12 protein-coding genes are annotated in these 12,086 nt (G+C 36.3%); 6 read left to right on the forward strand and 6 right to left on the reverse strand.

The window, feature by feature from the left end:
* Positions 1 to 57 precede the first annotated feature (57 nt).
* Both IEV85_RS14620 and IEV85_RS14625 read left to right on the forward strand, forming a co-directional pair.
* The gene (locus IEV85_RS14620) at positions 58 to 1,311 is read left to right on the forward strand and encodes a DUF349 domain-containing protein (protein ID WP_188464675.1); all 1,254 of its coding nucleotides are present in this window, start codon (positions 58 to 60) and stop codon (positions 1,309 to 1,311) included.
* Positions 1,312 to 1,422: 111 nt separating this feature from the next.
* On the forward strand, positions 1,423 to 1,644 hold the full coding sequence (locus tag IEV85_RS14625; protein ID WP_188464677.1) for a DUF2795 domain-containing protein: 222 nt from the start codon (positions 1,423 to 1,425) through the stop codon (positions 1,642 to 1,644).
* Between the two features lie 16 nt (positions 1,645 to 1,660).
* Here IEV85_RS14625 and IEV85_RS14630 read toward each other — a convergent pair whose 3' ends face one another.
* Positions 1,661 to 2,329 carry a 2-C-methyl-D-erythritol 4-phosphate cytidylyltransferase gene (locus IEV85_RS14630; protein WP_188464679.1) on the reverse strand — a complete coding sequence of 223 codons (669 nt, stop codon included), beginning with the start codon at positions 2,327 to 2,329 and terminating at the stop codon, positions 1,661 to 1,663.
* Between the two features lie 185 nt (positions 2,330 to 2,514).
* Positions 2,515 to 4,581: an OmpA family protein gene (locus tag IEV85_RS14635; RefSeq protein WP_188464681.1), complete on the reverse strand. Its 2,067-nt coding sequence runs from the start codon at positions 4,579 to 4,581 to the stop codon at positions 2,515 to 2,517.
* A 221-nt stretch (positions 4,582 to 4,802) separates the two neighbouring features.
* Here IEV85_RS14635 and yihA point away from each other — a divergent pair, with 221 nt between their 5' ends.
* Complete coding sequence (gene yihA / locus IEV85_RS14640) at positions 4,803 to 5,411, forward strand: ribosome biogenesis GTP-binding protein YihA/YsxC (protein WP_188464683.1); 609 nt, start codon at positions 4,803 to 4,805, stop codon at positions 5,409 to 5,411.
* 8 nt (positions 5,412 to 5,419) lie between these two features.
* Here yihA and fbp read toward each other — a convergent pair whose 3' ends face one another.
* Positions 5,420 to 6,409: a class 1 fructose-bisphosphatase gene (fbp, locus tag IEV85_RS14645; protein ID WP_188464685.1), complete on the reverse strand. Its 990-nt coding sequence runs from the start codon at positions 6,407 to 6,409 to the stop codon at positions 5,420 to 5,422.
* Between the two features lie 55 nt (positions 6,410 to 6,464).
* On the opposite strand from fbp, the gene IEV85_RS14650 reads away from it, so the two are divergent.
* The 3 genes from IEV85_RS14650 to IEV85_RS14660 all read left to right on the forward strand — a co-directional run bounded on the left by IEV85_RS14650 (position 6,465) and on the right by IEV85_RS14660 (position 8,886).
* The gene (locus IEV85_RS14650) at positions 6,465 to 7,751 is read left to right on the forward strand and encodes an aspartate kinase (protein WP_229712600.1); all 1,287 of its coding nucleotides are present in this window, start codon (positions 6,465 to 6,467) and stop codon (positions 7,749 to 7,751) included.
* Positions 7,752 to 7,799: 48 nt separating this feature from the next.
* A complete protein-coding gene (locus IEV85_RS14655) occupies positions 7,800 to 8,279 on the forward strand; it encodes a DUF5606 family protein (protein WP_345259722.1) in 480 nt (159 codons plus the stop codon).
* A gap of 154 nt (positions 8,280 to 8,433) precedes the next feature.
* On the forward strand, positions 8,434 to 8,886 hold the full coding sequence (locus IEV85_RS14660; protein WP_188464888.1) for an Rrf2 family transcriptional regulator: 453 nt from the start codon (positions 8,434 to 8,436) through the stop codon (positions 8,884 to 8,886).
* Positions 8,887 to 8,979: 93 nt separating this feature from the next.
* On the opposite strand, the gene IEV85_RS14665 is transcribed toward IEV85_RS14660, so the two are convergent.
* Genes IEV85_RS14665 through gcvT form a run of 3 tightly spaced genes read right to left on the reverse strand, consistent with a single transcriptional unit; the run spans position 8,980 to position 11,998 of the window.
* Positions 8,980 to 10,170, reverse strand: coding sequence for a class I SAM-dependent rRNA methyltransferase (locus IEV85_RS14665; RefSeq protein ID WP_188464687.1), 1,191 nt, complete (start codon positions 10,168 to 10,170; stop codon positions 8,980 to 8,982).
* A complete protein-coding gene (locus IEV85_RS14670) occupies positions 10,167 to 10,883 on the reverse strand; it encodes a 2-phosphosulfolactate phosphatase (RefSeq protein WP_188464689.1) in 717 nt (238 codons plus the stop codon). The genes IEV85_RS14665 and IEV85_RS14670 overlap by 4 nt, the downstream gene beginning before the upstream one ends.
* 29 nt (positions 10,884 to 10,912) lie before the next feature.
* A complete protein-coding gene (gene gcvT, locus IEV85_RS14675; RefSeq protein ID WP_188464691.1) occupies positions 10,913 to 11,998 on the reverse strand; it encodes a glycine cleavage system aminomethyltransferase GcvT in 1,086 nt (361 codons plus the stop codon).
* Between the last annotated feature and the right edge of the window lie 88 nt (positions 11,999 to 12,086).

Genomic DNA, 12,086 nt, shown 5'->3' on the forward strand with positions numbered 1-12,086 from the left:
CTCATAAAATAAATTTAATTTTGCAGCTAAACGTTTTTAAACCAAATTCTAAATATTTTGACTGAATTAAAGCAAGACATGGCTTTCATTGAGGAGGGTAAAGTTATTCTTAAAGCACAAGGGAAATTTCCTGAGCGTGAGATCGGTGAGGTAAAAGATTCTGAAGCTGAATCGATTAAATTCTTTGAAGATAAGTTTGCTCTACTGCAAAACAAGGTGGATGCAGTGCAAAAACAAATTGAAGAAGAGGACAATAAAGGATCTTTTCTAATGAAGGTTCTTAATCTTAAAGAATCGTTGGCCACTTATGATGGTATAGGTGATTTTGTAGCCTTACATGACCGTCTTGTGATGCTCGAAAAACAATTGGAGGATTACATTAGTCAAAATAGAAGACGAAACCTTGAAGTAAAAACCACTTTAATTGAGGAAGCCAGAAGCTACGCGGCCAACCCAAACTGGAAGGAAGCTACCGAGCAACTGAAGGAATTGAGACAAAGATGGATCAGAATAGGTGCTGTTGATGATGAGAAAAAAGAGGAAATAGAGAGCAACTTTCAACAGGTTTATGATGAGTTTTATGAGAGAAAAAAAGCATTTCATGAAGCCAAGAAGGAAATGATGGCTTCCAGAGTTACTCAGTATGAAAATCTTATCAATAAAGCCTCAGAATTAAAAAAGAATGAAAAAGATGCTGATAAGCTTTCTGTAGCTTTAAATAATCTGGTTGAGGAATGGAAGTCTCTCGAAAATATCCCCAGAGAAACATATAGTTTATTACTTAATAAGTTTAGAAAGTTAACACAGGCAAATCAGCAATCGGGCAAAAAAGGCAAAACAAGTGCTCCATCTTCTCAGGAAGGAGCAACACATAAAAAAGCGCTTCTTGAAGATTTAAAAGCTGCTAAAGAATTACCTATTGATGAGGCCCTTACCAAAGCCAAAGCTATTCAGCAAAGCTGGAAAAAGATTGGAAGAGTGGGCATAGGTAAGGAAGCCAATGAAGAGTTCTTTTTTCTGAACGACTATATTTTTGAAAAGCATTTCTTAGAAACGCTCTTCCGAAAAAAAGCTAAGCCTGGGCTGGATGAGAAAGAAGCTATAAAATTAAAAATGAACCTGCTTCGTGATTTATTAAGCCGTGACCAGAAAGAACTACTCATATTTGAAGAGAATTTAGAAAAATTTAATCTGGGCACAGCTAATATTGATAAAATGGTAGGCTTTAAGCATGAAAAACAAAAAAGAAAGGTTGCAGTGAAGCAACAATTATTGGCTGAATTACGTGATTCCAACAAAAATCAGAAATAATTATTATACCGCGCATTTGCTTAAAAAAATAAAAAAATCGAAAGCAAATTAAAACTTTGATTTTCAAAAATTTATCCTACTTTTGCGCATCAAAAAAAAATACGTTAAAATATGTATTGGACATTAGAATTAGCTTCATATTTAGAAGATGCACCATGGCCTGCTACTAAAGACGAATTAATCGATTTTGCTATCAGATCAGGTGCTCCACTGGAAGTTGTTGAAAACTTACAGGAACTGGAAGATGATGGTCAACCTTATGAAAATATTGAGGAAATTTGGCCGGATTATCCATCAAAAGATGATTTCTTCTTCAACGAAGATGAATATTAGCAAAGTGAGCAAAAGCTCACTTTGCTTTTAATAGTGCTTCGGCAATTAATAAATCTTCAGGAGTAGTTATTTTTATATTTTTATAATCTCCTTCTATTAAATGTATTTGTTGTCCATATGCTTCAACCACTGAGGCATCATCAGTAAATTCCTCTTTATAGGTCTGTTCGTAAGCAGCTTTTAATATTGTGGATTGAAAGGTTTGTGGTGTCTGAATAGCACGCAGGCTGTTCCTGTCTATATTTTGGTTTTTATCTGTCTCTACTCTCCTCACTGAATCTTTCATAGCAACAGATGTAATTGCATTGCCTTTTGCTTCAGCTAATTGGTAGGCTTCAAGAATTATTTCTTTACTAACAAAAGGCCTTACACCATCATGCACCGCCACAAGTGATTCTTCTTGCACATAATCAAGCGCATTTTTAACAGAATGAAATCTGGTATTACCGCCTGGAACTATTCTGTGTGGTGTATAATTATAATGCCATTCGCATAACTCATTCCAAAACTGAATTTCCTCCTGTGGTAAAGTAACAATCAATTCAATGCTAAAATCAGTTAAATGAAAAGCCTGAAGTGTATGCATCAATATAGGTACCCCTTCTAACTTAAGAAATTGCTTAGGGATATTTACTCCCATTCTTTTCCCGGAACCACCCGCCACTATAATTGCATATCTTTTCATCTTCTCTTTTTAAGATATTGAAACACAGAAAAATACTTTAATCACCAATTAATGCCTTTAGAATCTAAAGATGATCGGTTTAGAGGCGGACAGCCTCTACTCTCTGTTTAATCTCCACAAACTATCAATTCTGAAAACAAAAAAAGGGCCATTCAGACCCTTTCTAAATTTTTATAGTTTCAAAATCACTCTATCACTACAAATTCTACCCTTCTATTAATCTCCCTACCCATCACTTCATCATCATTACTAACTAATGGTTTTTCTTCTCCATACCCTCTTGAAGTAAGCCTTCTTTTATCGATGCCTTTACCAGTTAAATAATTTACTACTCTATTTGACCTCATCTGGGAAAGCGTTTTATTGTATGCTTTATCTCCAATATTATCCGTATGTCCTGCTATTTCAACATTCACATCAGGATTTTGCTCTAAGAACTTCACCATTTTATTCAGTTCATCGTAAGACTCAATAGTAAATGTAGCCTTATCAAAATCAAAATAGATATTCTTAAGTATTCTCCTGGTGCCTACTACCGGTTTACTTAACCTGATAGTTTCTCTTACAGTCTGCTCCTTATCAGTTGACGCAGGCACTGATAGCCTTTTATTGGTAAAGATATAGCCCACCTTTTCTGTAGAAAGTAAAAAGTCAGTAGTTTTTTTACGAACAATTGCAAAACTATAAATTCCTTTATCTACCTTAACTGCAGGCACTGCCAGGTTATCCGGTATACTCTTCAGATTAATTGTAACATCTATTGGTTCTCCCGTTTCAGCATCTAAAACCCTCACCATTAAATTAACGGGAACCGCTGTGGGAACTATTGGCTTTTGTTCTACTACCTTTTCTTCTACTATTTTTTTCTCTTCTGCTTTAGGAACATCAACTCCTGTCACCTTGGTGTCATTTGTACTTTCCTCAACATCTACCTTTTTTTCATTTTGTGATGCTTGTGCTTTCTTTAAGTCACTGCCAGGGTCTGCAATAGTTACTCTGTAAATATCATTATAACCCATTCCGTCATCCCTAACAGAGGCATAATATCCTGTTTTGCCATCTTTCGTCATCACAAAATAAATATCATCATCGGGTGAATTAAGAGGATATCCAAGATTCTCAGGCGTGCTCCACTCAGCACTGGTACTATCATAAACAGATTTGTAAATATCAAATCCTCCCATGCCATCATGGCCTGTAGAACTAAAATATAGAGTTTTCCCGTCAAACTGAATAAAAGGACCATCTTCATCCATCTCAGTATTGATAACGCTGCCTAAATTCTTTGAAGGCCCCCATTCACCTTTTTTATTTTTGGTAGAGAAATAAATATCAAACCCACCATTTCCTCCAGGCCTGTTACTGGCAAAAAAAACTGTATTACCATCAGGTGATTGAGAAATAGATTTCTCGTTGTAACCAGTAGAATTAATGTTTTCGCTTAATCCAATGGGGGGTGACCATGTATCTTCAGAAAGCAAATTAGTATAGTAAATATCCCCATTGCCCTCATCGCTGTAGATGTAAAGTGTTTTACCATCAGGTGAAAAAGCTAAGTTAGAGTCGTGGTACTTAGTATTCACAACGCTACCAATATTTTTAGCAGGCTGCCATTTTCCATTGCTTTTTCTGGAAATAAAAATATCTTCATAATGAAAGTTATCATCAAAAACGTTCTCGTTTAGGTTGCCCTGGCCTCTTCTGGTGGTAAAAACCATCATATCTTCCTCCGCATTTACATTAGGTGCAAAATCCCAGGATTCAGAGTTAATGTTACTTCCCACATTAACAATGGAATAATTGACAGGTTCACTTTTGTATCTAATACCATTTTCACTTTCATAAATTCTCCTTTCAACTTCTATCAATGGTGTTTTATCAGAACCTTTGTACTCAGCACTTTTCTCAAGTTTTCTTTGGTATTCATCATAATATTCAATCGCAGTTTCAAACTCATATCCATATTGATATGCTCTGCCAATCAGGTACAATAGATCAAATTTATAATTAGGATCTAATTGATAAGCCCTCAAAAGGTATGTAGTCGCTTTAGATTTTTCAGTGGTTTGAAGGTATGTATTCCCTGCCATAAAGTTAGCTTTTGCACTGTTAGGATCTGCCTCAGCAGCAAGCACATACATCTCTCTGGCTTGAACTAAGGCTTTGGTGGCTGCCAGCACCTCTTCTGCCATTACTAAATAATCTTGAGATAACTCTTCCGGGGTCTTCTCTTGGGAGAAGCTTTTGTTCATAAAAACAATGGTTGTAAGAAATATAAATAGCAGTCTATATTGTAATTTCATATTCTTCTTAATTCGGTAAAAGATAGCGAGTTAAGTCGCTTCACTCAAATAATCACTTAAATTAAGTTACTTTTTATGTTATATCAAAAAAACAAGCAAAAACTTATTAAAATTCTTTCATATTATCAACTAATCTATCTTCTTTAGTACAAAGGCTTTATCTTTGCAGGATGGAAATCATTAAAGAAGCAGAATTCATAATTAGTAATACAGACCACACCAAATGCCCCGCTCCTGACTTGCCGGAATATGCATTTATAGGACGATCCAATGTAGGCAAATCTTCTTTAATAAATATGCTTTCTGGCAGAAAAAGCCTTGCAAAAATATCAGGAAAACCGGGCAAAACACAACTAATTAACCACTTTCTGATGGATAAAGCCTGGTATCTTGTAGATTTACCTGGCTACGGATATGCAAAAGTGAGCAAAAAAGTAAATGCCGGATGGGGAACAATGATCAATAATTACCTCACCTCACGAGAAAACCTTGTATGTGTATTTGTACTGATTGATTCTCGCCTTCCTCCGCAAAAGGTAGACATGGAGTTTATAGATTTTGTTGGTAAAAATGGATTACCATTATCACTGATTTTCACCAAAGCTGATAAGCAATCTTTAAATAAAACAAATCAAAGTATTGCCGCTTTTCGTAAGAATATGCTTAAGACATGGGAAGATTTCCCACCTTATTTCATAAGTTCTGCTACAGAAACCATTGGTAAAGCTGAAGTACTTAATTTTATTGACAAACTCAATCAAGCCTGGAAAAAAGAATAAGGCTCCCACTAAGACAAGCCTTTCATCACCTCCTCCACCATGCAGGTGGAGCCAACATAAAATGGCACCCGTTGATGTAAAGATTCCGGCTGGATATCCAAAATTCTCATTTTACCATCTGTAGCCATACCACCTGCCTGCTCACAAATCATGGCCAGCGCATTACACTCATAATTGAGTCGTAGTTTCCCATTGGGAGTTTTATCGGTGGAAGGATAAATGTATATACCTCCTTTTAGTAGATTCCTATGGAAATCAGCTACTAAAGAGCCAATATAGCGCGCTGTGAACCTCTGCTTTTTACAGTTTTCAATGTATTTAACCACATGTGGTTCAAACCCTTCATATCCTCCTTCATTAATAGAGTAAATTTTACCATCTTCAGGTATTCTGATGTTGGAGTGAGACAGAAAAAATTCACCAAGTGAAGGATCGTAAGTGAAGCCGTTGACACCCCTACCGGTAGTATAAACCATCATAGTGGAAGAGCCATACAAAAGGTAACCTGCTGCCACTTGCTCAGAACCCTTTTGTAAAACATCTTCTTCAGAAACAGGCCCACCTACAGGAGATGTTCTTCTGAAGATGGAAAATATAGTTCCAATGGAAACGTTTACATCAATATTAGAAGAGCCATCCAATGGATCCATTGCTACAATATAACGTCCATCCGGGTTTTTCATATCCAGTATTTCATCATCTTCTTCGGAAACGATTGCACATACTTCGCCACCATTACGGAGGGCACGAATAAACCGTATATTGGCAATTACATCCAGCTTCTGTTGTTCCTCTCCCTGAATATTTTCAGTACCATAGGCGCCACCAATATTAAGAAGCCCGGCTCGGTTTACTTCGCGGTGAATAATCTTGCCAGCCAGGGCTATATCTCTCAAAAGCTGCGATAGTTCTCCTGTAGCAAAAGCGAAATCATTTTGCTTCTTCTTTATAAATCGATCTAATGTAATGCCAACTGGGGTAGCAATTCGGTTTTGCATGGTATAAATTTTTACTATTGCGCTAAATTATAAAAATTGCAACTTAATTTGCCGATTGAAGACAGAAAAGAAATTTATGCAGGTTTTTAAATTTGGAGGTGCCTCTATAAAAAATGCAATTGCAGTAAAAAATATCGCTGCAATTATTAAGCTTTTTCCGAAAGAAAAGCTAGTGATAGTTGTTTCTGCTATGGGAAAAACAACCAATGCATTAGAAGAAATACTATCAACATTCTTAAATGGGAAAAACCCTGAGTTACTCATTAGTAATCTTTATGAAAACCATCTTTCTATTGTTAATAATCTTTTCCCTGAACCGGAGTTGGTAATCCAAAAACTAACCAGTGAATTTAAAAAACTTGAAGAAAGCCTACTCCTTTGCAGCAAAGCAAAATATGATGCTTCTTATGATAGTGTAATTTCCCGGGGGGAATTTATCTCTTCTATGATTATTGAGTCATTTTTAATCCAGGAAGGATTTTTGGCAAAAAAATATGATGCTCCTTTGTGGATTAAAACAGATAGTAACTTTAGAGATGCCACCATCAACTGGCCTTTAACGGAAGCGAAGATAAATAAGGGAGTGCAGGAAGGTTTTAAAGAGAATAATTTACTGATCACTCAAGGGTTTATCGGTTCGGATAATAAAGATAATATCACTACTTTAGGAAGAGAAGGTTCTGATTTTACTGCAGCAATTATTGCATCTTCTCTACATACCAATTCAGTAACTATTTGGAAGGATGTGCCAGGTATTTTAAATGCAGATCCTAAAAAAATACAGGACGCAATCCTCTATCATGAACTTTCATATCGGGAAGCTGCAGAAATGACTTATTACGGAGCATCTGTTATCCACCCCAAAACGATTAAACCACTTGCAAATAAAAACATTCCACTATTGGTTAAGTCTTTTCAGGATCCCACCAAAAGTGGCACTATTATTCATGAATGCAAGGTAGCGCATCATATTCCTTGCATCATCATTAAAGAGAAACAATGCCTGATCACTTTTCAGGTAACAGATTTTACTTTTATTAGTGAGAGCAATCTATCTGATATTTTTTCTGCGATAGATCGCTTGCATATCAAAATAAATATGATGCAAAATTCAGCTATCTCATTTTCCATCTGCGTAAATGATGATTGGTACAAGTTGGAAAAACTTATCAGTGGATTGGAGGATAAATTTGATATACTTTACAATAGAGAACTGGAGTTAATTACAATTAAAAACTATGCTGATGATTTGATTGAGCGACTTAAAAAAGATAGAAATATATATTTAGAACAGAAAACCAGGAAGAATTTCCAAATGGTTGTAAAGCCTCTGGAGAATTAAGCTTTACAAAGATTTGTATAATTGGAAGGGATTCCGCTAAATTCGTTTTTGAAAAAAGGAAAAAAGGAGATTATGGAGTTAAATGAAATAGCGTCAGTAACAGGAAAAGGTGGGTTATTTAAAGTTCTAAAGCCTTCAAGAACAGGTGTTATACTGGAATCGTTAGATGATAAAAAGAAAAAATTAATAGCCCATGCGCACGACAGGGTATCAATATTAGATGAAATTTCAGTTTACACTACTGATGCAGAAGGCAATGTACCTTTGCACACTGTTCTGGTGAAAATTAAAGAAGAATTTGGTGATGATACCGGAATAGATAATAATTCATCGAAAGAAGAAATTATGTCATTCTTAAAACACATTCTTCCTAATTATGATGAAAATCAGGTATACCCTTCTGATGTAAAAAAAATTATCAGTTGGTATGAAATTATTCTGAAAGAAGCACCCGAGGTTTTAGAGAACAAGACTGAAAAAACTGAGAAGAAAAGTAAAAAAGAGAAAGAAGATAAAGCTGAAAAATAATTCACCACTCGCGAATTATTTGCCGGATTTACCCATTTAACTTTTAGCAGGGGTATAAAGTATTTTATTGGTTAAGTTCGATTTACGGATGGGAAGCATTTCTACCTCTCCTATCGGACTTAGCTTTATCCCTCTTTTCATTTACTCTAAAAATATGTTATCAAAAAAAGCAAAATATGCCATTAATGCGTTAGTCTATTTAGTGCGAAATTCAGAAAGCACACCTATAGCTATAGGGCAAATTGCTAAGGATCAGAATATTCCTCACAAATTTTTAGAAGCCATTCTTCTGGATTTAAAAAAAGCCAAAATCCTTAATAGCAAGAAAGGAAAATATGGGGGCTACTCTCTCAATAAATCTCCTGAGAAAATTCATATGGCTGAAGTAATGAGGCTTTTTGATGGGGCCGTTGCTTTACTTCCTTGTGTTACCTACAAATACTACGAGAAGTGTGAGGAATGTACAGACGAAGAAATCTGCGGCATTCGGGAGGTCTTTTTAGAGATTAGAAATGAAACTGTCAGGAGGTTAAAAGGAGCAACACTTGCTTCAATTGTATCAAGCGAAGAAGAAAAAAAAGCCCAACAAGAAGCGGCAAAAGGTTAAGTAAAGATAAAATTCACCGCTTAACTCCATTAAATTCTTCCTGTCTTATATTGATATAAAATCTTTCTATTAGGAATTTGGAAAGCTAACCTGTTACCAAACTCTTAGTACCAGCCCCTTCAAATATTCACCTTCAGGGTGGTAAATACTAATAGGATGATCCGCTGGCTGATGCAATTGATGGATTATTTGCACTTCTCTACCTGCCCTGGCTGCTGCAGAAAATACTGCTGTTCTGAAATGTTCTGAGGTAATCACCTGGGAGCAACTGAAAGTAAAAAGTACTCCTCCTGACTTCATGTTTTTAATAGCTTTTTCATTGATGGTTCTATAGCCTTTTAATCCATTACTTAACACGCGTCTGTGCTTGGCAAAAGCCGGTGGATCCAACACAATTACATCGTATTGCTCGGGCATCTCATTCAAAAAGCTAAACACATCCGCACAGTACGATTGGTGAGCACTTTGATCCAGGAAATTAATTTGCACATTTTCATCTGTCAGATCAATGGCCAATTGCGAGCTATCTACGCTGTGCACCAATGAGGCCCCTGCTTTTAAAGCAGCCACAGAAAAACCACCTGAATAACAGAATGTATTAAGCACTTTTTTGCCTTTGCTGTAACTTTCAAGTAGCTTCCTATTCTCTCTCTGGTCTACAAAAAAGCCTGTTTTTTGCCCTGTTACTACGTTAATGTTGTAAATGTTACCATATTCTCTCACTCTCCATTCAGCCTTTTCCTCTCCAAAGAGAAAAGCATCCTTTTGTTCTAAGTCTGCTTTAAACGGCAGAGAATGATCGCTTTTATCATACACCGCCTTTAGCTTATCACCCAAAAGTGACTGTAAAACATTAATAAAGACATCTTTTATTCTGTACATCCCTACTGTATGCGCCTGAAACACCACACAGCCATCATAATAATCAACAATGAGGCCCGGAAAACCGTCTCCCTCACCGTGGATCATTCTAAAAACATTTGTTTCTTCGTTTTCCCATAATCCGGCAACTTTTCTTAATTGAATTGCTTTCTCTAACTTTCTGTGCCAAAAATCTTTATTGATTTCTTCCTGAGAGAAGCTTAACATCCTCACTGAAATAGACCCTACCTGGTAATATCCCAAACCTATAAATTCCTTGCCAGCATTTCTAACCTCCACAAAATCTCCTTCTGTTAATTCTTTAGGCAATATTCGAATGGCTCCGGAAAAAATCCAGGGATGGAAACGCTCCAGAGATTTCTCCTTGCCTTTCTTCAGAACTATGGTAGGGTAATTATTCATTTTTCTAAAGGAAATAATGATTCACCAACAAGTACGGGGATTACATCATAAATGCTTTCCTGAGAGCAAAACTCAATGTCCTTAATTACATTTAATTTTGCTAATCGCTTAGCATGTGATGAATTTTTCATATAGCCGAAAATATCATTTTGCGCTTGAAGATACATTGCTTCCGCAGCTAATGGTGCATCGCAGGCAAATTCAAATTGATCTCTTAATCGGTAACAAAGAGCACCAGCAAATAAGGTATCTTCCAGATTGAATTTACCCTTCCAGCCTGCGCAAACAATTATCACATCTTCTGTTTGGGTTTTCAGGTACTCGGTAAGTGCAGCAATATTTAAAAAGGCCCCTACTAAAATTTGTTCAGCGGCTAAACTCTTATTAAGTGCCAGCGTACCGTTGGTGGTGGTAACTGCTACTTTTTGTCCTTTTACTTTTTCCTCCATATATTCAAATGGAGAGTTACCCATATCAAATCCATTAGCTTTAGCACCTTCCCTTTCCGCAGCTGCCAGATAGCCAATTTTCTGAAGTGCGAGGCACTCTTCCAGCGTAGAAACAGGAACAATTTCCTTCACTCCATTTGCCAGCCCGGAAACCATGCAAGAGGTGGCTCTCAGTATATCCACAATTACTGCAATTTTCCCATCCAAATCATACTGATGAAGCAAATCCGGGGTAAGGCAAACATCTATTGTTTTAGTATTCATAAAAGCATGCTAAATGTGTAAAAAAAAGATTAGATTAAAGGAAGCTTTTTTACCACAGCTTTAATTTTATTTTTTCTTACTGCAACATAAATTTCTGTTTCAGGAGCTGCAAATGCAACGTCTACATATCCCAAACCTATTCCATGCCCAAGGTTAGGTGATTGTGTGCCGGAAGTAACTCTTCCAATTGTTTTACCATCTGCATCTACTATTTCATAATCTTTACGTGGAATACCTCTTTCCACCATATGAAATCCAACAAGCTTTCTTTTTACGCCTTCTTCTTTCTGCTTTTTTAATGCTTCACTATTAATGAAATCTTTAGTGAATTTAGTTACCCACCCAAGTCCTGCTTCAATGGGTGAAGTAGTATCATCAATATCATTACCATACAAACAATACCCCATTTCCATGCGAAGCGTATCTCTTGCTCCTAAGCCGATTGGCTGGATGCCGAATTCAGCTCCTGCTTCCATAATTTTATTCCACACAGACCCGGCATCTTTGTTATGCAGATAAATTTCGAAACCACCGGCACCGGTATAACCTGTAGCTGAAATGATGGCATACTCCACACCTGCAAAATCACCTACTTTAAAAGTGTAAAATTTTATTTCAGATAGATCAACAGAGGTTAGTTTTTGCAAAGCCTCTGTTGCTTTAGGCCCTTGTACCGCGAAAAGAGAAAAATCATCAGAAATGTTTTTCATCTCTGCTCCGATAGTTTCATTCTGCTTAGAAATCCACTCCCAGTCCTTTTCAATATTAGAAGCATTTACAACTAACAGGTATTCCTCCTCCTTTACTTTATAGATCAATAAATCATCAACCACACCACCTTTATCATTAGGTAAATAGGCATATTGGGCTTTTCCCAGTACTAATTTTGAGGCATCGTTACTACTTACTTTCTGAATTAACTCCAATGCTTTAGGGCCCTTTACTAAAAATTCACCCATGTGAGACACATCAAAAATACCTACCGCTTCTCTCACTGTTTTATGTTCTTCCAACAAGCCTGAGTATGAAACTGGCATATTATATCCTGCAAAAGGCACCATTTTAGCACCCAATTGCTCGTGTACATCGTTTAAAGCAACTTTTTTTAATTCCATAGTAATTTGATTTTGACCGATTTTAAGAAAATTTAAGGAGCTAAAAAACCCTCCTAATTTTTATGTTGCAAAACTATGGAATTAAACT

The organism is Marivirga lumbricoides, from assembly GCF_014636295.1.
Classification (GTDB): Bacteria; Bacteroidota; Bacteroidia; order Cytophagales; family Cyclobacteriaceae; genus Marivirga; species Marivirga lumbricoides.